Source organism: Mesorhizobium vachelliae, from assembly GCF_033977325.1.
Lineage (GTDB): Bacteria > Pseudomonadota > Alphaproteobacteria > Rhizobiales > Rhizobiaceae > Mesorhizobium > Mesorhizobium vachelliae.
Map to the genome: position 1 here is coordinate 1 of NZ_JAVIIR010000016.1, position 19,849 is coordinate 19,849.

The window sequence follows — 19,849 nt, forward strand, 5'->3', positions numbered from 1 at the left end:
TGTGGGAGAAGGTGGATCGGCGCGCAGTGCCGAGACGGATGAGGGGTGTTCCAGCGGAGTGAGGCGTTGGCTTTCCCTGGAGCACCCCTCATCCGGCCGCTTCGCGGCCACCTTCCCCCACAAGGGGGGAAGGAGAGTCCCTCCTGTCACGCAACCATCACGTTCACGTCCTAGACCGCTCGACGGCAAGGGAAGGCCGCGTCGTCGATGCCGCGCCCTTGAGCCAATGGCCGCTCTGCTCGTCACGAAGGGGATATCATGAAACATCTCAACCGAACCGTCGCGCTCGGCGCGGCACTTGCCCTGTTCACCGCCATGACGCCGGCACTTGCCGACGGCGTCGCTTACGTCAACAAGGGGCTGGTCGGCATCGGCCGCATTCCGGCCGGCCAGAAGGACAAGTTCGGCGAGACCTTCGGTTCGGGTTCCGGCATGTCGATCGACGCCAAGTCCTGGGCTCGCGACGGCGCCGGCTACAAGGGTTCGCTCTGGCTGCTGCCGGATCGCGGCTACAATGTCGTCGGCACCACCGATTATCGCCCGCGCCTCAACACCATCTCGATCGGGCTGGCCCCGACCGCTCCTGGCGCGGCGCCCGCCGCCGGACAGGAACAGACCGGCGTCAAGGCGACGCTCGCCGACACCATGCTCTTGACCGACGATAAGGGCGCCGATGCGACCGGCCTCGATCCGCTGAACGGCGTGCGCGAAGCCGCCGGCGACATGCCGATCCTGCCGCAGGCCCACAACGGCAAGCTGGCGCTCGACAACGAGGCGATCGTGCGCCTGCCCGACGGCACCATGTTCATCTCCGACGAATATGGCCCCAACATCTATCGCTTCTCGGCCGAAGGCCGCCTGATGTCGGCGACGCAGCCGCCGGCCGCGCTGGTGCCGATGCGCCACGGAAAGCCGAACTTCGCTTCCGACAATCCGGGACCCGGCGCCGCCGAGCCCGATCCGAAGGATCCCGAGACCGGCCGCCAGAACAACCAGGGTCTCGAAGGCATGTCGATGACGCCGGACGGCAAGTACCTGATCGCCGTGCTGCAGTCGGCGGCCCGCCAGGACGGCGGCGATTCCGGCTCGACGCGCCAGAACACCCGCGCGCTGGTCTATGACGCCTCCGACCTCGCCCATCTCAAGCTGGCGCATGAATATGTCGTGCCGCTGCCGGTCTTCAAGGATGCCAAGGGCAAGACCAAGGTCGCCGCGCAGAGCGAGATCGTGGCGCTGTCCGACAAGAGCTTCCTGATGCTGGCGCGCGATTCGGGCAACGGCCAGGGCCTGAAGGACGCCGAGTCGCTCTATCGCAAGATCGAGATCGTCGATCTCTCCGCTGCGACCGACATCGCCAACGGTCCGTTCGACGCCGCCGACAAGCCGGTCGCGCCGAAAGGCGTCGTCGATCCGTCGGTGACGCCGGCCAAGCTCACCTCCTTCATCGATATCAACGATAAGGGCGAGCTCGGCCGCTTCGGCCTGCACAATGGCGCGCCGAACGACAAGGACAACCTCTCGGAGAAGTGGGAAGCGATGTCGCTGGCCTCCGTGCTCGATCCGAAGCTGCCCGACGACTATTTCCTGTTCGTCGCCAACGACAACGACTTCCTCACCCAGGATGGCTTCCAGGTCGGCGCTTCGTATAAGGCCGAGGACGGCGCCGACGTCGACACCACCTTCCTGGTCTATCAGGTCACCCTGCCCGGCCTTTCCGGAAACACCACCCAGTAACGGGATGCGGGCGGCTGCGGCTGCCGTTGCCAAAGCGTAATGGGATGCATGAGCATCAGGCCTGCGATAGCATCGCGGGCCTGATTCATTTTCGGTGCTGCCATGGATGACAAGAAGCCCGCCCGCCGGCGGACCCACGACCTGACCAGCGGCCCCATTCCGCGCACGCTGCTTTTGTTCGCCCTGCCGGTGCTGGGCTCCAACGTGCTGCAGTCGCTCAACGGTTCGATCAACGCGGTCTGGGTCGGCCGCTTTCTCGGCGAAGCGGCGCTGACGGCGACCTCCAACGCCAATCTGGTGCTGTTCCTGATCCTCGGCACCGTGTTCGGCATCGGCATGGCGGCGACCATCCTGGTGGCGCAGTCGGTCGGCGCCCGGGACCTGCCGGAAGCCAGGCGCATCGTCGGCACCAGCGCCACTTTCTTCTTCCTGGTTTCCGTGGTGTTCGCGGTCTGCGGCTGGGTCTGGGTCGACGCCATCCTGACCGGGCTCGGCACGCCGGCCGATGCCTTGCCGCTGGCGCGCAGCTATCTGCGAATCATCTTCGTCGCCGTTCCGATGATGAATCTTTTGTCCTTCGTCATGACCGTGCTGCGCGGCGCGGGCGACTCGCGCACGCCGTTCGTCTTCATGGCGCTGGCGGTCGTGCTTGACGTCGTGCTCAATCCGCTGCTGATCCGCGGCATCGGCCCCTTCCCCGAGCTCGGCATTGCCGGCTCGGCGACCTCCACGCTCATAGGCCAGACGGTGAGCGTGATCGCTATCCTCGTCGTGCTTTATGTGCGCAAGCATCCGCTGCGGCTGGCAGGCGCCAACCTCGGCCTGCTCAGGCCCGACCCGACCTTGTTGCGCATCGTCGTCTTCAAGGGCATCCCGATGGGGCTGCAGATGATCGTCATCTCGGCCGCCGCGCTCACCGTGATGGGCATCGTCAACTCCTATGGTTCGCAAGTCGCGGCCGCTTACGGCATCGCAGCCCAGCTCTGGACCTACATCCAGATGCCGGCTCTGGCGATCGGAGCCGCGGTCTCATCAATGGCGGCGCAGAATGTCGGCGCCGGGCGCTGGGACCGCATCGGCAAGGTCGCGGCCTCTGGCGTCGGCTTCAATTTGGTGCTGACCGGCGCGCTGGTGGCGCTATTGTTCGTCTTCGACCGCGCCGTGCTCAGCCTTTTCCTCAGCAACGACAGCGCCGCGATCGACATCGCCGCCCACATCAACAAGGTGGCGTCCTGGTCGTTCATCCTGTTCGGCATCACCATCGTGCTCTTCGCCACGGTGCGCGCCACCGGCGCCGTCATGCCGCCGCTGATCATCCTGATCATCTCGGTGTTGATCATCCGCACCGGCTTTGCCTATTCCATGCGCAGCGTCATCGGCCAGGAAGCGCTGTGGTGGAGCTTTCCGGCGGGCTCGATTGCTTCGCTGGTGCTGGCCGCCGCCTATTATCGTTTCGGCCGCTGGCGCACCATGCACATGATCGAGGACCGGCCGGCCGCAGGCGAGCCGCCCGACACCGGCCTCGGCGTGCCGCGCCAGCGCGCGCAACTCCTTCCGGAGACGCCGAACGGCTAAAATCCGCGACGACAGAAACGGTTAAAATACGCTACCGCGCGTATTTGGCGCCGAAGCCAAGCGCCACCAGTGAGAAGACGATGATCATGCCGGCAAAGGCCAGGCTTGCCACGGTGGCGTTGGCCAGGCTCGATAGGATGCCGATGCCGATCACCGGCAGCGCGTTGCCGCAGAAGCAGCAGATGAAGAAGGCCGAGACAACCTCGGCGCGGCGGTCGGCCGGTGCGATCTGGTTCACCACCTGCAGGCCGCCGCGATAGCCGAGCGCAGCCGCCACGCCGCAGGCCGCCGTCGCCGCGATCATGAGTGTCATCGAGGCGTAGATTTGCGCTGCGACGACCAGCGCCACCGCCGGGATCATCAGGACCAGCGCCGCGAGCATGGTGGAGCGGCTGGACAGCCATGCGGTGCCGACAATGGTCACTGCTGCCACGATCGACAATTCGAAGAACAGCCCGCCGGCCCCGGCGTGATTGGTTGCATGGAGCTGTTGCGCCAGGATGCTCGGCGCCACCGCCGCGTAGAAACCGACCAGCGCCATGGCGCCGAATCCGGTCACAGCGGGCGCCACGAATTGCGCGCGGATATCGTCGGGCACTGAAAGCCGTGGCCGCAGCGAGACGTCCGAGAGCCGCCCCGGACTGGAGACAGTTTCCTGCGTGCGCCAGATCAGCACGGTCACCAGCGCAAGCAGCACGAGATAGACCGCGAATATCAGCCTGAGCGGCCAGGGCGCATATTGGGCAAGCAGCCCCGCCATGAGCGCGCCGACCCCAAGACCGATGAAGTTGGTGCTGGTGGCGATGACGGCGGCGCGCGACTTGTCCTTGCCTTCGATCAGCTCGGCAAGCCAGGCGGTGCCGGCGCCCGCGCCGACACCGATGCCGAGGCCGCTGAGGATGCGGGCGATGTCCAGCCAGGCGAGGTTTTCGGCGAAGAGGAAAAACAGCGCGCTGACCACGGCGACGCCCATCGCGGCGAGCGCGGCAGGACGGCGGCCGACGACATCTGACACCCGGCCGAAAAACAGCAGCGCCGCCAGGTTGCCGACGACATAGACGGCATAGACCAGCGTCAGCGTGATCTGCGAGAAGCCGAATGCCTGCTTGTAGATCACGTAAAGCGGGGTCAGCGCGGTGCTGCCGGCAAAGAGCGCGGCGATCATCGCGGCGACGGCGGTCATCGCGGCGCCCCCGCCGAGTTCATTGTCACGCGTCATGGTTTGAGCAAGGCTGGTCATGGCGACCTCCGGCGGTTGCAAGCCCAACGCCCATATAATGGCGCTGTTCCGCCCGGCGAAATGTCCTCCTGACAGTTCTGGCAGGATGGTCAGCTGCTGCATCCTCCCGTAACGTCTGCGCAAAGCGAGGGAAGAATCATGGGCAAGGGACGGGTCGAGGCATTCACCGATGGCGTCGTCGCCATCATCATCACCATCATGGTACTGGACCTGAAAGTGCCGCATGGCGAGGATTTCTCCTCCCTTTTGCCGCAGTGGCCGATCTTCTTCTGCTATGTGCTCTCCTTCATCAATGTCGGCATCTACTGGAACAATCTGCACAACATGTTCCACACCGTGCAGCGCGTCGACGGGCGCGTCCTGTGGGCCAACCTGAACCTTCTGTTCTGGCTGTCGTTGATGCCGGTGACCACGGCGTTCATGGGCGAGAACCATTTCGCGCCTGCGCCGGTCGCCGTGTATGGCATAGACCTTGCGCTTTGCGCCGTCGCCTACACCATCCTGGTCATCAAGCTGCGCCATCTGCACGGCGCCGACACGACCTTTGCCAGGGCGGTGGGCCACGACAAGAAGGGCAAGATCTCGCTGGCGCTCTATATCGTCGCCGTGGCGCTGAGCTTCTTCAATCAGTGGATCAGCGTGGCGATCTACGTGCTTGTAGCGGTTATCTGGTTTGCACCCGACAAGCGCTTCGAGCGGCTGATCGAAAAATAGAACTTATTTGCGCATTGCCTTGAGCTTCTCGGCCACCGAGGCGGCAAGGTCGGCATAGCGTTCCTCCAGTCGCTCGGCCGCCTTGATGATCGGGAAGTCGTGGCCGAACTTCTCCAACGCCAGCCGCAGCTTCTCGGCGAAATCCGCCTGCTTCTCCAGCGCCGCGAACAGTGTTTTCACCTGCGTCTCGCTGATATCGGGATTGGCGAGCATCTTCGGCACCTCGCGGCCCATCTGGTCGCCATTGACGGTCTGCTCCTTGAGGATTCCGATCCAATCGGTCAAATACCGAACTCCTTTTTGGGACAACATGCGCGGCAGGCGCATCGATGGTCAACCCGTTGCGGCTATCGCCGTCAACCTGTTGCGGCTATCGCCGTCAACCCGTTGCGGCTATCGCCGCGACTGATCGGCACGGACCAGCCTTGCCTCGGCGGCGCCCGGCGTTAAGTTCGGCCCAACCCGAACAAGGATGGAAATCATGACCAGCGACGCCGAAATCCAGACCGCCCTGCCCGCTTTCGCCTTCGGCAATGTCGCCGTCATCACCGGCGGCGCCAGCGGCATCGGCCTTGCCGCGGCAAAACGGTTCGCGGTGCTGGGCATGAAGGTGGTGCTTGCCGACATCGGCGGCGTGCGCCTCGATCAGGCGAGGCAGGCGGTCGCCGCGATCGCCGGCGATGATGCCGTCCTTCCAATTCCCACCGACGTCTCCAAGGCCGAGGAGGTCGACCGGCTGGCGGATCTTGCCTACGGCGCCTTCGGCGCGGTGTCGCTGCTGATGAACAATGCCGGCGTCGGCAACAACCCGGGCAAGCCCTGGGAGAACCGCGACGCCTGGAAGCGATTGCTCGACATCAATTTCTGGGGCGTCGTGCATGGCGTCGAGGCCTTCGCGCCACGCATGCTGGCGTCGGGCAAGCCGGGACTCATCATCAACACCGGCTCCAAGCAGGGCATCACCACCCCGCCCGGCAACCTCGCCTACAATGTCTCCAAGGCCGGCGTGAAGACTTTTACCGAAGGGCTGGCGCATGCGCTGCGCAACGAGCCGGGAGCGAAGGTTTCGGCCCATTTGCTGATCCCCGGTTTCACCTATACCGGCCTGACCGAAGGCGCGACGGAAAAGCCCGCCGGCGCCTGGACCGGCGAGCAGGTGATCGACTTCATGCTGGCATCGCTGATCGACGATGATTTCTACATCCTGTGCCCCGACAACGAAGTCGCGCGGCCGACGGATGAAAAGCGCATGGCCTGGGCGATGGGCGACATCATCGAGAACCGCCCTGCCCTCTCTCGGTGGCACCCGGAGCATAAGGATGCGTTCGCGGCCTTCATGAACCGCTGACAGCCGTCTCAAGCCGCTTTCTTCTTGGACCCGTTCTTCCCGGCCGTGGTCTTCTTTGCGCCCGCGTCGGCGGTCTTGGGCGCATGCTTGGTGCCGTTCTTTTCGGCGACGGCCTTGTTGGCGGCCGCCTCGGCGATCTTGCGGTCATGCCGCTTCGCGGCGCGCTCGCATTTGTCGCGGATTTCCTCGACCTCCGACTCCGTCAAGTGTTCGATGCCGATGAAGTGATTGTGGGCGCGGCTGACCCTGATCAGCTCGTCCAGCTTGGCCTGGATCGCCGCGCCATCGCGATTCTGCGTGTTCTGGATCAGGAACACCATCAGGAAGGTGATGATGGTGGTGCCGGTGTTGATCACGAGTTGCCAGGTGTCCGAGAACCCGAAGAACGGTCCACTCAACGCCCATGCAACCACGATCGCCACACAGATTGCAAAGGTGGACGGCAGGCCCGCCAGATGCGCGACCCGGTTGGCTATTTTGGTGAAAACCCTTTCGATCATGCAAATCCCTCAGCAGACCGCGCAGGCGCGGGATTCGCTATGAAACAACTGCCGCCGCATCGGGTTCCAAGGATTGAATTTGGCGCTCTGCGCGCTGCCACAATCGGATACGCGCAAAAAGCGCAGACGCGCGAAGAAACACCTTATCCGTTTGTTTGCAATAGTGCCGGTGCAGGCCAGAAAGCCTGTTCCTTCCGCTTCACGGCGGTTTACCTCCAAGCCCCTTCCGTTGCGCCACCCCCGCATGGCGGAAGGGGCAACTCGCCCGAGAGCGCAGCATAACATCTCGACAACGCCGTCATGCGTTGCGGCCGCGTTCTGCCTGTGGTTCGCCTCAGGGGGTATTGGCTTCCCAGCGATCGAGGAAGGCCTCGATCGGCATGGCCTGCATGTCGGGGATTGCGCGCGCCAGTGTCTCGGGCGCCCAGTCCCACCAGGCCAGCGCTTCGATGCGCGCCGCAACTGTGGCGGAGAACCGCCAGCGCAACGGCTTAGCGGGAACACCGGCGACGATCGAGTAGGGCGCGACGTCATGCGTCACCACGGCATTGGCGCCGATGACGGCGCCGTTGCCGATCGCGACGCCCGGCATGATGACCGCGCCATGGCCGATCCAGACATCGTGGCCGATGCGCACTGGTTTTGCCTGCCGCCGCGCGCGGAATTCGGTGTCGACGCCCAGCCAGCGGAAATACTCGTTCGGCCGGTAGCTGACCTTGTGCTGCGTCAGCCGCTCGATTGGATGTTCGAGCGCGTTGATGCGGCTGTTGGCGGCGATCGAGCAGAATTTGCCGATCGTCGTGTAGATCGCCTCGCAATGGCGCTCGAAATAGGAAAAGTCGCCGACGCTCACCTCGCGCAGGATCACCCGCTCGCCGATCGAGGCATAGCGGCCGAGCTTGCACCCCTTCAGCTCCGCGGTCGGATGGATGCGGGGCTCAGGGTCCTTGAGGACGAGGTTTTCAGGACGGTCCATGAAGCGGCTTTACGCCGGCAGGGACGGTCCCGCAAGCACGGCCTGCCCCTGCTTGTCCTGTCGGGAAGCTATTGCGGCTTGCCCTTGGTCCACACCACGTTCTGGCCGTAGAGCGGCACGGTCGTGACCGACATCTTCGCCGAGCCGTTCTGCACCTGGCGCGAATGCGACAGATAGACCAGCGTCTCGTTCTTCTTGTCGTAGATGCGGTTCACCACCTGCTTTTTCCAGATCAGGCTGAGGCCCTGCTTGAACACCTGCTCGCCGCCCTCGCTCATGTCGATGTCGCCGATGGTGATCGGCCCGGTCTGGCGGCAGGAGATCGAGGAATCGGAAGGATCCTCGAACCAGTTGCCCTTGTGCAGCCGGTCGATGATGCTGCGGTCGAAATAGGCGACATGGCAGGTGACGCCGTCGACCTTCGGGTCCTTGATCGCGTCGACCATGATGTCGTTGCCGACCCAGTCGACACCCACTTTACCCACTTCGTCAGCCATGGCCGCGCCGGCGCCCATGGCAAGACAGGCGGCGAACAAGCCAATCAGTTTTCGCAAGGAAGCCTCCAAGGTTCACGTTTGCCGATGTCAGGTGGGACAGGATCGTGGCGTTTGCAAGCCGCCCGATGACTGCAAAGGGCTATGCCTGCGGAAGGCCAGCATCTGCCGCAGCACGTTCGACCTCAGGACGAAGTGCTGGACGAGCGCGCCGGCGATATGGAGCTGCTCCATCACCAAAGCCTTATGGAAGATAGCTGGGAGGCAAAGCCGTTCAAATTAAGGATCGGTAAGGCTCCGCGCCGCGATCGGCCTGCCCGGCCGCTTGCGGCAACGCGACATCTTTGCGCGCCCGGCGCCGACCCGTTAAGACTGTCGCCAAACTGGCTTCAGCCAAAGCAATGGCGACGGACATTCACTGATGATGCGTTCAATCCTGATCGGCATTCTCGTCCTGATGGCGGCGGGTATCGGCTGGCTGACATTCGACTGGTACCGCGGCCATTACGGCGGCGAGCCCTTCGGCGCGCCCTTCACCCTGGTCGACCAGAAAGGCGCGCCGATCACCGAAGCCGCCTTCAGGGGCCACCCGAGCGTCGTCTTCTTCGGCTTCACCCATTGCCCCGAGGTCTGCCCGACGACCCTGTTTGAGCTGGCCGGCTGGCTGAAGACGATGGGCGACAGCGGCAAGAACCTCAACGCCTATTTCGTCACCGTCGATCCGGAGCGCGACACGCCGGAGACGATGAACACCTATGTCAGCAACTTCTCCGACCGCATCACCGGCATCACCGGCGATCCGGACAAGGTGCATGCCATGGCCAAGGCCTTCGGCATCTATTGGAAGAAGGTCGACACCAGCGACGGCGACTACACGATGGACCATACGGCGTCGGTTCTGTTGCTCAACGCCAAGGGCGATTTCGCCGGCACCATCGCCTATGGCGAGAGCGCCGACACCGCGATCGCCAAGCTGAAGCGACTGGCTGCCGGTGGACAAACCTGATGGGCCAGACCCGGCTCCATTTCACCGCCAACAAAGTCGAGGCCGACCGCATCTTCGCGGCGCTGGACGCCGCTTTCGAGGACGACGGCCTGCCGATCGCCGTGCTGGAGCTCGATGAGGAAAAAGACGTCCACGAAGTGTCGCTCTATGCCGATGGCGACATTGATCCGGTCGAGGCGCGGGTCAGGGATATCCTCTCCGGTCTCGGCCTGCCGAAGCTGGTCGAGCGCGAGGTCCTTCCCGATGTCGACTGGGTGTCGCGCTCGCTGGAAGGCCTGAAGCCGGTGCGCGCCGGCCGCTTCCTCGTTCACGGCTCGCACGACCGCGCCAAGCGCCGCGCCGGCGATCTCGCCATCGAGATCGAGGCAGGCCTTGCCTTCGGCACCGGCCATCACGGCACCACGGCCGGCTGTCTCGAGGTGCTGGAGCAGGTGGTGCTGCGCGAACGGCCGCGCAATGCGCTCGACCTCGGCACCGGCAGCGCGGTGCTCGCCATCGCGCTGGCCAAGCTCGCGCGTATCCCGGTGCTCGCGACCGACATCGATCCGGTCGCCGTCCGCGTCGCCGCCGCCAATGCTCGCCTCAACCATGTCAAGGCGCTGGTCGAGACGGTGACGGCGCCGGGCTTCCATCACCCGATCTTCGCCAGGCGCGCGCCTTTCGATCTCATCGTCGCCAACATCCTCGCCCGCCCGCTGATGCGGCTCGCGCCCGAAATGGCGAAGCATGTCAGGCTTGGCGGTTCGCTGGTGCTTTCCGGCATCCTCGACCGGCAGCGCGACCCCGTGATCTCGGCTTATGTCGGCCAAGCCTTCCGCCACGTCCACACGCTGCATCGCGAGGGCTGGGTGACCATCCACCTCAAGCGCTGAGGCCGGCTTGCATCCAGCCGATCTGGCCCTGCCGAAATCGATTCCGGTTTTCTAGATCATGCGTTACGGTCGCCGCAAGCCACTTGAGGAGCCAGAAATGTTCCAGACCTTTGATTCCGCTGGTGATCCGGCCGTCGGCAAGCCGCGCGTGGCGCTGCTGCGGCAATGGCTGGCCGAGAACGGCCTGGATGGCTTCCTTGTCCCTCGCGCCGACGAGCATCAGGGCGAATATGTCGCCGACCGCTCGGCGCGGCTGAAATGGCTGACGGGCTTTTCCGGTTCGGCCGGCGTCGCCATCATCCTGCGCGATCGCGCCTTCATCTTCGTCGACGGCCGCTACACGCTGCAGGTGCGCAACGAGGTCGACCTTTCCATCTTCACCGTCGAAAGCCTCATCGACAATCCGCCGGCAAGCTGGATCAAGGACAATCTCGGTAAAGGCGCAAGGCTCGGCTTCGACCCGTGGCTGCATACGATCGGCGAGATTAAGGCGCTGAACGCGTCGGCCGAGCAGTCCGGCGCGACTCTGGTGCCGCTCGACAGGAACCCCATCGACATCATCTGGAAGGACCAGCCGGAACCGCCACGCGCGCCTGTCGAGATCCACCCGCAAAACCTTGCCGGCGAGCTCGCCAAGGACAAGCTGGCGCGGCTTGCTAGGGCGATCGAAAAGGATGGCGCCACCCATGCGGCGCTGACCGATCCTTCCTCGATCGCCTGGGCCTTCAACATCCGTGGCGGCGACGTGCCGCACACGCCGCTGGCGCTGGGCTTTGCCATCCTCGCCGCCGACGGCAAGCATCAGCTGTTCATGGACCAACGCAAATTCTCGCGGCAGGTCGCGGCCTATCTCACCCAGCTTGCCGACCTGCATGATCCAGGCGAGTTCGAAGCCGCGATCACTACGCTCGCCAAGGGCGGCGCCAAGATCGCGCTCGATCCGGTGCTGGCGGCGGAAAAGCTCCGCATGCTGGTCGAGGACAATGGCGGCAAGGTCGTCCTAGCGGCTGACCCGGCGCGTATTCCTCGCGCGACCAAGAACCAGGCCGAGATCGCCGGCAGCCGCGCCGCGCATCGCCGCGACGGCGCCGCGGTCGCCAAGCTGCTGTGCTGGCTCGACCGCCAGAAGCCGGGCACGCTCGACGAAATCGCTGTCGTCACCAAACTCGAGGAAGTGCGCCGCCAGACCGGCGAGGAAACGCAGATGCCGCTGCGCGACGTCTCCTTCGACACGATTTCCGGCGCCGGCCCGAACGGCGCCATCATGCATTACCGCGTCTCGCGCGCCACCAGCCGCAAGCTTGAAAGCGGCGAGCTGTTCCTGCTCGATTCCGGCGCCCAGTATCAGGACGGCACCACCGACATCACCCGCACCGTGCCGATCGGCCAGCCGACCGAGGAGATGCGCGAGCGCTTCACTTTGGTGCTGAAGGGCATGATCGGCATCTCGACGCTGCGTTTCCCGGCCGGCACGCGCGGCTCGGAGATCGACGCCGTTGCCCGCATGGCGCTGTGGAAGCATGGCTGCGACTTCGCCCACGGCACCGGCCACGGTGTCGGCTCCTACCTTGCCGTGCATGAAGGCCCGCAGCGCATCGCCCGCACCGGCACCGAAAAGCTGCTTGCCGGCATGATGCTGTCCAACGAGCCGGGCTACTACAAGGAAGGCGCCTACGGCATCCGCATCGAGAACCTCATCCTGGTCACGCCGGCGGAGCAGATCGAAGGCGGCGACATCGCCATGCACGGCTTCGAGACGCTGACGCTGGCGCCGATCGACAAGCGGCTCATCCGCACCGATCTGCTGCACCGGGACGAGCTGCAATGGCTCGACCGCTATCACGCCTGGGTGCTGGCCGAGATCGGTCCGATGGTCGACGGCGAAACGCTTGCCTGGCTTGAGAAAGCCACCGCGCCGCTGCCGCACGACGCCAAGATTTGAGATAAGCCTCTTTCTCCCCGTTCTACGGGGAGAAATGCCCGGCAGGGCAATGAGGGGCAGCGCCGACGATCCGAAACGATCGCACCGGCAAAGGTCTTACCCGACAATCTGCCTTACCAGGATCAGCACCGCCGCGCCGGCCAAGAACATCGCCATCAGACCGCCGCGCAGCGAAACCAGCACGGTGACGATCAGCGCCGCCCATTCCGCCGGGCCGGCATTGAGCAGTTCCGGCGCGACCAGCGTCGTCAGCACCGCGGCCGGCACGGCGTTGAGGCCGGCCTCGACGCGCGGATGGATGGTGTCGAAGCGCGAGATGACGAGATGGCCGCCGACACGCGTGAGATAGGTGGCGACGGCGCCGGCCAGGATGATCCAGAAGGTTGTGCTCATGGCCGCTTGCCCACGCCGCTATGGTGCGGCGGCAGGATCACCGCCAGGAGAACGCCGGCAAGCGCGCCGATCGAGACATGCCAGGGCGAGCCGACGGTCCGATAGGCAATGATCGAGGCGATGGCGCTGGCCGCGACGACAGGGCCCCAAAGCGGCCGTTTGCGGAAGCCAAGCACGAGGCCAAGGAAATAGATCGGCAGCAGGAAATCGATGCCGAGCGCATGCGTGTCCGGGATCATCTTGCCGAACACCGCGCCCAAGCCGCTTTCGATCACCCAGAAGAGATAGACCGGCAGCCCGAGCCCCAGATACCAGACGAAACCGACCGGACGGCCGGACTCGGCCCTCGCCTCGGCGATGGCGAATTGCGGGTCGGTCAGGATGAAATAGCCAGCGGCCTGCTGCAGCAGCGGCCAATGCGCGATGCGCCTGCCGATGCCGGCCGAATAGAGCACATGGCGGAAATTCACCGCGAAGATCGACAGCACGATCAACCATGGCGCGACATGCTGGCCGAACAGCTCGATACCGACCATCTGGCTGGCGCCGCCATAGATCATGGCGCTCATCAGGAACGCCTCGAGCACGGAGAAACCATTGTCGACGGCGATCGCTCCGAACAGGATCGCGAATGGCGCCGAGGCGACGACGACCGGCATCGAAAGCCGCACGCCGTCCCAGAAATCGCTTCCCGTTCTGCCCTCGGAGATTGCTTCCGCTGTCATCAAGCCGCTCCCAATGCATGTCGCCCAGAAGTGCGCAGTGGTTCTGCGACATGCATCAACAAAAAGACTTAAAGCGCGTCGCCTGAATCTGTTGAGTGCGACGTGCTTTAAGTGCGGCTTGATTTAGGGAGCGTCGCCGTCAATGTCACACCAATTCGCTTGACCCAGCGATCAGCGGAACTGATCGCCGGGTTGCGAGGCGTCGAAAATCTCGCAGCTCAGCTGACGAAATAGCGCTGCCATTCGAAGTCGGTGATGTGCGACGCCTGCCAGGCATCGAAGGCTGCTTGCTCGGCGCGGCGGCTTTCGGCGTAGTTGTCGCGGAATGCTTCGCCGAAAGCCTCGGCGCAGAATTCGGAGCCGGCAAAGGCCTCGATGGATGCGTTCAGCGTGCGCGGCAGCTTCGGCTTGTCGAGATTGGCGAGGTTGCTTGTCACTGGCGCCTCGAGCGGCAGGTCCTTCTCGATGCCTTCGCAGCCCGCCGCCAGGATCGCAGCGATCGACAAATAGGGATTGACGTCGGCGCCGGGCGCCCGGTGCTCGAAGCGGCAGGCGGCGTCGTTCGGCGTGGTGATCGCGCGGATCGGCGCCGTGCGGTTCTCGAAGCCCCAGGCGACATCCTCCGGCGACCACGCGCCGCGGTCGAAGCGGCGGTAGGAGTTGACCGTCGGCCGGAAGAAAATATGCGTCTCCTGCATGCGGTTGAGCACGCCGGCCAGGAATTTTTCCGCGACCGGCGTCAGGCGGTTGGGTCCGGCCGCGAAGGCAGGCTTGCCGTCCTGCCACAGGCTGACATGGTGGTGCGCGCCGCAGGCGCTTTCCTTGCCCGGCGGCTGGAAGCGCGTCATGAAAGTGGCGACCAGCCCGCGCTCGGCGCACAGCTCGCGCAGATGCAGCTTGGCGCGCATGGCGGCGTCCGCCGCGGCGAGAGCGCTCTTCGGCGTCAGCGCGTATTCATACATGCCATAGCCATATTCGGTGACCAGCGAGGCGACGCCGATGTCGATGCTCTTCATGCGCGTGATGAACTCGGCAGCGAAATCCTGGTATTCGCCGCTGCGCACTAGGTCGTAGTTGATCAGCGAATGGCCCCATGGCTTCAGCTCGCGATAGCGGCCGGCGCGCATCAGGTCATGGTCGGCGTGGAAAATGCCGAACTCGTATTCGAGCGCGAATTTCGGCTCGTAGCCAAGTGCCCGCGCCCGCTCCTCGACGCGCGCCAGCACGCCGCGCGGATCATACGGACAGGTCGCGCCGTCGAGCATGTAGGTGCGCGTGATGGCGGACGCGAATTTAGGCTTCCAGCCATGCTGCACCACCGTGTCCGGATCGATTATGCCCTTGATGTTGGGAAAGCCGTTCTCCTCATTGGCGCTCGGCGAGGCGAAGGCGACGTCGCCCATCGGCTGGCCGTCGCCATGCGTGACGCAATAGAGGATGGCGTTGATCGCCTCGCCATAGGTGGAAAGCTTCAGCGGCGCGATCTTGGAGCGCACGACGCCCGACGTGTCGACCGTATGCACCTCGATGAACTCGACGCCGCGCGATGCGAGCTCGGCCTGCAGCGCTTCGAGCTTCGGCGCATACGCCGCCACCCTCTCCTCAAATTCCACGTTCAACCCTCCACCAGGAAATGACTGAGCTATTTGGCGTTGCGCCGCGACAGAAGCGACAGGAGCTCGTCGAGCTCATGCCGGCCGCTGATGCCGCTTGGCCGGAACGCCATGCAAAGCACGATGACCACGCCGAGCGCCACGCCCGACAGGCCAAGCAGCTGCGGCATCTGGATACCCGCGACGGTCACGCCGGACTCGATGCTGCGGATGAATTCCAGCCCGATCGAAAGCACGATGACGCCGGTCACCGCCCCCGTCACCGTCGCCATGCCGCCGAGGATCAGCATCGCCAGCGTGTTGAAGATCATCTGGAAATAGAACAGCTTGGGGCTGATCGTGCCGGCGAAATAGGCGTAGAGCACGCCGGCAAGGCCGCAGATCAGCGCCGACAGCACCCAGGATATCAGCCGCAGCTTCTTGGCATCGATGCCGAGCGCTGCCGCCGCTTGCGGGCTCTGCGCGCTGGCTCGCAACTGCAGGCCCCAGCGGCTGTCCTTGAAGAGCCGCGCCGCCACGATCGCCAGCACCGCGAAGACCAGCATCCACGGCAGGCCGACCACTTTCGGGATGCCGAAGAAAGCCTGGTTGCCCTTGAACAGATCCGTCCAGTTGAGGAACACCGAATGGACGATGATCAGCAGCGCCAGGCTGACGATGGTCGCAGCTACCCCCGACAGCCGGCTGATCACCTTGCCGCTGACCAGCGCCACGATGCCGACGAGCAACAGCGCGATGAGCGCCGACGAGACCGGATCGAGCTCAAGCGTCGCAAAGCCGAATGGCGCGTTGGGGATCGACAGCTTCTTCATGGCGAGCGGCGTCGACAGGATGGCGACGCCATAGGCACCGAGCCCGACAAAGGCGCTGTGGCCGAGATTGGCGATGTTGGAATTGCCCATGAACACCTGCAGGCCGACCACGACGATCAGGTTCACGAAGGCGCCGAGCGCCAGGAAGGTGTAGTAGGTCGGCGCAAAGTTCAGCACCAGCAGCCCGATCACCAGCACTGGCAGAGCCGTCACCAGCCCACCGATCAGCGAGCGGACCAGCGCGTTGCCGGATCGCGTTGAGCCAGTCGGAGCCGCCATCTGCTCGACCGCCTGCGAGAGTTCGGAGCCTGCCACGTGAGATCTCCCCGCCCTAAATCTCTTTGTCGCCGAGTTCGATGCGCTGGCCGAGCAGGCCTTCCGGCCGGTAGACGAGCAGCGCCACGATGATCGCGTAGGTGAGCGCGTCCCTGAAGCCCGCATATTCTTGCGGCAGCGCAACGAGCAGGCCGACTTCGATGAAGCCAAGCAGCATGCCGCCGACGGCAGCGCCAGGCAGCGAGCCGAAGCCGCCGATGACGCAGGCGACGAAAGCCTTCAGCACCAGGCCGAAGCCGAGATCGGGCGAGACGCTGCCGCGCCGCGCCAGGATGAAGACGGCGGCGATGCCCGCCAGCGCGCCTGAAATCGCGAAAGCCGTGGCAATCACCCGGTTTGCCTTGATCCCCATCAGCCGCACCGTGGCGAAGTCGCGCGAGGCGGCGCGGATCGCGAGGCCGAGCGTCGAGCGGTTGAGGAAGAGCACCAGGGCAAGGATGGTAAGACCCGAGACGATCAATTCCATCACCTGCAATGACGACACGGCGAACGGGCCGAAGAACCACATCTGGTTCAAGCCGTTGAGGATCGAAACCGACTGCGGCTTGGGCGAGATCAAAAGCATGAAAAGGTTCTGCACCACGATCGACACGCCGAAGGCGGTGAGCAGCCCGGTCGTGGTCGGCGCGTAACGGACCGGTCGGAAGGCGACGCGTTCGAACACGACCGCCGCGAGCGCCGCCATGCCGACGGCGAGCAGCACCGCGACGAAGGGCGAGGTCAGCCCGAGCGCCGCTGCCAGGAACACGCTGTAGGCCGAGACGCCGATGATCTCGCCATGCGCGAAATTGACCAGCCCCATGATCGAGAAGACGACCGCGAGCCCGAGCGCCACCAGCGAATATTCGGCGCCGAAGGCTAGCGCGTTGAGAAGCTGCTGCAGAGCGTAGTCCATCGCCGCCTACCCGCCGATGTAAAGGTTGAACAGGCCGTGCTCGTCAGCGAGCCTGGCCGGCGGTCCGTCATAGCGCAGCGTTCCCGAGCTCACGACGTAGACGCGATCGGCGAAGCGCAGCGCCTGCTTGGCGTTCTGCTCGACCACCAGCAGCGTCAGCCCTTGCGCCTTGAGCTCGCCGATGAAGTCGAAGATGCGCGCCACGATCTTGGGCGCCAGCCCGAGCGACGGCTCGTCGAGCAGCAGCAGCTTCGGCCGCGACATCAGCGACCGGGCGATAGCCAGCATCTGCTGCTCGCCGCCGGAAAGCGTGCCAGCCGCCTGGCCGAAGCGTTCGGATAGCACCGGGAACAGCGACAGGAACCGCTCGATGTCCTGGCGCACGCCGGCGGGGTCGCGCCTTGTCGCGGCCCCCAGCCGCAGGTTCTCCCCGACGCTCAGGTTCGAGAAGATGTGACGGCCTTCCGGCGTCGAGGTCAGCCCGGCGCGGATGCGGTCCTCGGTGCGGACATGCGAGATGTCCTTGCCGTCGAGCACGATGCGGCCCGAAGCCGGCGTGACCAGGCCGGTCAGCGCGTTGATGGTCGAGCTCTTGCCGGCGCCATTGGGCCCGAGCAGGGCGACAAGCTCGCCCTGCCCGACCTCGAGCGACAACTCGCGCACCGCCGTGACAGCGCCGTAGCGCACGACAAGCTTCTCGACCTTCAGCACGTGTCCCCGCCCCGCTTTAGTTCAGCGCCGGAACAAAGGTCGGCGGCGTGTCGGTGATCAGCACCCGCTTGCCGTCGGCAAAGCCCATCACCGGCACGACTTTGACCGGATAGCCCTTCTTCTCGGCGAAGGAGATCGTCGGCGCCGTGGTGCCGGGATAGCCGCCCGGCGCGCGGATCGCTTCGCGCAAGGCGGCGGGCTCGACGGTGCCGGCCTTCTTGGCTGCCTCATAGCTGATCTGCACCATGTCGGCGCCGAGCGCGTCGAAGATGCCGTTGATCTTGTAGCCGTCGGCCTTGCACTGCGCCAGGAACTTGTCGATCGGGCTATCAATACCGGTCGCGCCATGGGTCGCGAACATCACCTTTTCCAGCGACTTCGGATCGCCGACCGTGCCTTCCAGGGACTTGTCGTCGAAGGCGTCGCAGCCGGCCACCCACCCTTCATAGCCATTGGCGCGCAATTGCCGGATGAGGATGCCGACATCGGGCAGCACCGCGCAGATATGGATCGCGTCCGGCTTCTGCGGCAGCGCCTTGATCGAGGCGATCTGCGGTGACCAGTCGGTGGTTCCGTAGGAATAGTTGAACTTGCCGACCACCTTGCCGCCGAGATGCTCGAACACCTCGCCGAACCACTCCGGCAGCTTTTCCGAATAGGAGCCGGCATCGGGCGACACCATCAGCGCGACGGTCCGCGCGCCTTTGCCGTAGAGCGCGTTGGCGGTGGCCGAGGCGTTGATCGGATCGGGCACCGCGCCGGCGATGAAATTGTCGAGGCCGGCCTGCTGCATCTCGAGCTGCGTGTTCGGCGCCGAGAACACGGTCGCGCCGTAAGATTGCGCTGTCTGCGCCATCGGGATCAGCGCATCGGGGAACGGCACGCCGGTGATGATCTGCGCGCCGGCATCGAGGAATTTCTGGCCGAGCGAGACCGAAAGCTGCGGGTCGGAGCGGTTGTCCTCGATCATCAGCTCGACCTTGGGATCGTTCGCGCCGGCCGCCTTGTTCAGCTTGTCGGCCATGCAGCGCGCGCCCTCGGCCTCGCTGTAGGGCGCATAGGCGCCGGTCATCGCGACCGCAAGCCCGATCTTCAGATCCGACGCGCCCGCGTGCCCTGCCTGCAGCAGCCCCGCCGTCAGCACCGCGGCTCTCAGCAAAATCTTTTCCATTCTACCCCTCCTTCCTCTCATTGTGGTTGTTCCTCCCGGCCCTCAGGCTGTCTCCGACTGCCCGACATAGACCTCGATGACGCGCGGATCGCGCCACACTTCTTCCGTCTCGCCCGAAGCGATCACCTGGCCCTGGTCCATCACGCAAAGCCGGTCGCAGAGCCGGTTGATGAAGCGCAGATCGTGATCGATGACGATGGTCGCGCAGCCGACGTCGCGGCGGATGCCTTCGATCGCCATCGCCAGCGTCTCCGACTCGGCCTCGTTGAGACCGGCGGCAGGCTCGTCGAGCAACAAGAGCGATGGCCCCAGCGCCAATGCCCGGGCAATCTCGAGCCGGCGCTGGCTGCCATAGGGCAGCGTGCCGGCCGGGCTGTCGGCGAAGCCCGCCAATTCATATTGCTGGAGCAGCTGATCGACGCCGATCCGGTTGGCGGCGTCGGGGCGCACGGCGCGACAGGTGATATGCGCCACCTCGACGTTCTGGCGCACGGTCAAATCCTTGAACAGCCTGATGGTCTGGAAGGTGCGGCCGACCCCTGCCCGCGCGCAATGCTCCGGGCCGCGCCCGGTGATCTCCTCGCCCGCCAGGCGCACGCTGCCGCTGTCCGGCTTGAGCACGCCGGAGATGGCGTTGACGAGCGTCGACTTGCCAGCGCCATTCGGACCGATGAGGCCGAGAATCTCGCCGGCCTCGCAGGTCAGCGAGGCATTGCGCAACGCCTGCACGCCCCCGAATGTCTTGCTGACCGCCTCAACCGACAGCATCGGCCACCTCTCCCATTCCGGCCG

The 19,849-nt window shown here is 65.0% G+C and carries 19 protein-coding genes and 1 pseudogene; 7 read left to right on the plus strand and 13 right to left on the minus strand.

Features of this window, described 5'->3' with window-relative positions; translation table 11 throughout:
• Positions 1-258 precede the first annotated feature (258 nt).
• Positions 259-1,734 (plus strand): esterase-like activity of phytase family protein, encoded by a 1,476-nt coding sequence (locus RFM41_RS27255; RefSeq protein ID WP_320252632.1) that lies wholly within the window; start codon positions 259-261, stop codon positions 1,732-1,734.
• Positions 1,735-1,836: 102 nt separating this feature from the next.
• Positions 1,837-3,309: an MATE family efflux transporter gene (locus RFM41_RS27260; protein WP_320252631.1), complete on the plus strand. Its 1,473-nt coding sequence runs from the start codon at positions 1,837-1,839 to the stop codon at positions 3,307-3,309.
• Positions 3,310-3,340: 31 nt separating this feature from the next.
• Here the strand turns inward: RFM41_RS27260 and RFM41_RS27265 are convergent, their stop codons facing one another.
• Positions 3,341-4,549: an MFS transporter gene (locus RFM41_RS27265; protein ID WP_320252629.1), complete on the minus strand. Its 1,209-nt coding sequence runs from the start codon at positions 4,547-4,549 to the stop codon at positions 3,341-3,343.
• A gap of 138 nt (positions 4,550-4,687) precedes the next feature.
• Between RFM41_RS27265 and RFM41_RS27270 the strand changes: the two genes are divergently transcribed.
• On the plus strand, positions 4,688-5,263 hold the full coding sequence (locus RFM41_RS27270; RefSeq protein WP_320252628.1) for a TMEM175 family protein: 576 nt from the start codon (positions 4,688-4,690) through the stop codon (positions 5,261-5,263).
• A gap of 3 nt (positions 5,264-5,266) precedes the next feature.
• Here the strand turns inward: RFM41_RS27270 and RFM41_RS27275 are convergent, their stop codons facing one another.
• Positions 5,267-5,548: a hypothetical protein gene (locus RFM41_RS27275; RefSeq protein ID WP_320252627.1), complete on the minus strand. Its 282-nt coding sequence runs from the start codon at positions 5,546-5,548 to the stop codon at positions 5,267-5,269.
• Positions 5,549-5,744: 196 nt separating this feature from the next.
• Here RFM41_RS27275 and RFM41_RS27280 point away from each other — a divergent pair, with 196 nt between their 5' ends.
• Complete coding sequence (locus RFM41_RS27280; RefSeq protein WP_320252626.1) at positions 5,745-6,611, plus strand: SDR family NAD(P)-dependent oxidoreductase; 867 nt, start codon at positions 5,745-5,747, stop codon at positions 6,609-6,611.
• A gap of 8 nt (positions 6,612-6,619) precedes the next feature.
• Here the strand turns inward: RFM41_RS27280 and RFM41_RS27285 are convergent, their stop codons facing one another.
• The 3 genes from RFM41_RS27285 to RFM41_RS27295 form a co-directional block, all read right to left on the minus strand.
• A complete protein-coding gene (locus tag RFM41_RS27285) occupies positions 6,620-7,111 on the minus strand; it encodes a low affinity iron permease family protein (protein ID WP_320252625.1) in 492 nt (163 codons plus the stop codon).
• Between the two features lie 334 nt (positions 7,112-7,445).
• Positions 7,446-8,087, minus strand: a complete 642-nt coding sequence (locus tag RFM41_RS27290; protein ID WP_320252624.1) for a DapH/DapD/GlmU-related protein — start codon at positions 8,085-8,087, stop codon at positions 7,446-7,448.
• 68 nt (positions 8,088-8,155) lie between these two features.
• On the minus strand, positions 8,156-8,602 hold the full coding sequence (locus tag RFM41_RS27295; protein WP_320252633.1) for a CreA family protein: 447 nt from the start codon (positions 8,600-8,602) through the stop codon (positions 8,156-8,158).
• A gap of 400 nt (positions 8,603-9,002) precedes the next feature.
• Between RFM41_RS27295 and RFM41_RS27300 the strand changes: the two genes are divergently transcribed.
• The 3 genes from RFM41_RS27300 (at position 9,003) to RFM41_RS27310 (ending at position 12,401) form a co-directional block, all read left to right on the plus strand.
• Entirely contained in the window at positions 9,003-9,587 is a 585-nt protein-coding gene (locus tag RFM41_RS27300) for an SCO family protein (RefSeq protein WP_320252623.1), read from the plus strand.
• Positions 9,587-10,459 carry a 50S ribosomal protein L11 methyltransferase gene (locus tag RFM41_RS27305; RefSeq protein ID WP_320252622.1) on the plus strand — a complete coding sequence of 291 codons (873 nt, stop codon included), beginning with the start codon at positions 9,587-9,589 and terminating at the stop codon, positions 10,457-10,459. Before RFM41_RS27300 ends, RFM41_RS27305 begins: the two co-directional genes overlap by 1 nt.
• A 97-nt stretch (positions 10,460-10,556) precedes the next feature.
• Complete coding sequence (locus RFM41_RS27310) at positions 10,557-12,401, plus strand: aminopeptidase P family protein (RefSeq protein ID WP_320252621.1); 1,845 nt, start codon at positions 10,557-10,559, stop codon at positions 12,399-12,401.
• Between the two features lie 96 nt (positions 12,402-12,497).
• Here RFM41_RS27310 and RFM41_RS27315 read toward each other — a convergent pair whose 3' ends face one another.
• From RFM41_RS27315 to RFM41_RS27350, 8 genes and pseudogenes are all read right to left on the minus strand, one after another.
• The gene (locus RFM41_RS27315) at positions 12,498-12,794 is read right to left on the minus strand and encodes an AzlD family protein (protein ID WP_320252619.1); all 297 of its coding nucleotides are present in this window, start codon (positions 12,792-12,794) and stop codon (positions 12,498-12,500) included.
• On the minus strand, positions 12,791-13,519 hold the full coding sequence (locus RFM41_RS27320) for an AzlC family ABC transporter permease (protein ID WP_320252618.1): 729 nt from the start codon (positions 13,517-13,519) through the stop codon (positions 12,791-12,793). Before RFM41_RS27320 ends, RFM41_RS27315 begins: the two co-directional genes overlap by 4 nt.
• 218 nt (positions 13,520-13,737) lie before the next feature.
• Positions 13,738-15,132: a glutamine synthetase family protein gene (locus tag RFM41_RS27325; protein ID WP_320252617.1), complete on the minus strand. Its 1,395-nt coding sequence runs from the start codon at positions 15,130-15,132 to the stop codon at positions 13,738-13,740.
• A 29-nt stretch (positions 15,133-15,161) separates the two neighbouring features.
• Entirely contained in the window at positions 15,162-16,259 is a 1,098-nt protein-coding gene (locus RFM41_RS27330; protein WP_320252616.1) for a branched-chain amino acid ABC transporter permease, read from the minus strand.
• A gap of 16 nt (positions 16,260-16,275) precedes the next feature.
• Positions 16,276-17,175: a branched-chain amino acid ABC transporter permease gene (locus tag RFM41_RS27335; protein ID WP_140806932.1), complete on the minus strand. Its 900-nt coding sequence runs from the start codon at positions 17,173-17,175 to the stop codon at positions 16,276-16,278.
• Positions 17,176-17,181: 6 nt separating this feature from the next.
• Complete coding sequence (locus RFM41_RS27340; protein WP_320252615.1) at positions 17,182-17,886, minus strand: ABC transporter ATP-binding protein; 705 nt, start codon at positions 17,884-17,886, stop codon at positions 17,182-17,184.
• A 16-nt stretch (positions 17,887-17,902) separates the two neighbouring features.
• Positions 17,903-19,057: an ABC transporter substrate-binding protein gene (locus RFM41_RS27345; protein ID WP_320252614.1), complete on the minus strand. Its 1,155-nt coding sequence runs from the start codon at positions 19,055-19,057 to the stop codon at positions 17,903-17,905.
• 42 nt (positions 19,058-19,099) lie between these two features.
• Positions 19,100-19,765: pseudogene (locus RFM41_RS27350) on the minus strand (ABC transporter ATP-binding protein); the annotation flags it as partial.
• Between the last annotated feature and the right edge of the window lie 84 nt (positions 19,766-19,849).